1 protein-coding gene is annotated in these 430 nt (G+C 42.3%); it reads left to right on the forward strand.

Annotation, left to right across the window (positions count from 1 at the left end):
- The coding region (locus K0039_RS25580; protein ID WP_228106933.1) for a sulfatase-like hydrolase/transferase at positions 1 to 430 on the forward strand (430 nt) is incomplete at both ends.

Genomic DNA, 430 nt, shown 5'->3' on the forward strand with positions numbered 1-430 from the left:
GCAGAACACTGACTCTTGATTACACTGAAACAGGCAATCCGGGTAATAATATTGTTACGCTTGCCAGAAAAGCCGGATATGAGACGTGGTGGATATCAAATCAGGGCTCTTTAGGGCGACATGATACGCTGATTTCTGTCATCGCCGCCAATGCGGATAAGAAATATTTTCTTAAGGAAGGGAGCTCTTCTTCCCGTCGCATTGATGATGAAGATATGCTTCAGTATGTCAGGGAAGCTGTTAATTCGTCTTCTCCAAAAGTGATTTTCATTCATATGCTGGGGTCCCATCCTAATCCCTGTGACAGACTTTTTAATGATGCACAGCCGTTCAGGGAATTATTCGGAAATAAAGTATCCTGTTATTTATCAACATTGCTTAAGCTGGATCGGTTTCTTCAGGCAATTTATAACATGACGACAGAGCATGG

It is taken from the genome of Terrisporobacter mayombei (assembly GCF_020748465.1).
Taxonomy (GTDB): Bacteria; Bacillota; Clostridia; order Peptostreptococcales; family Peptostreptococcaceae; genus Terrisporobacter; species Terrisporobacter mayombei.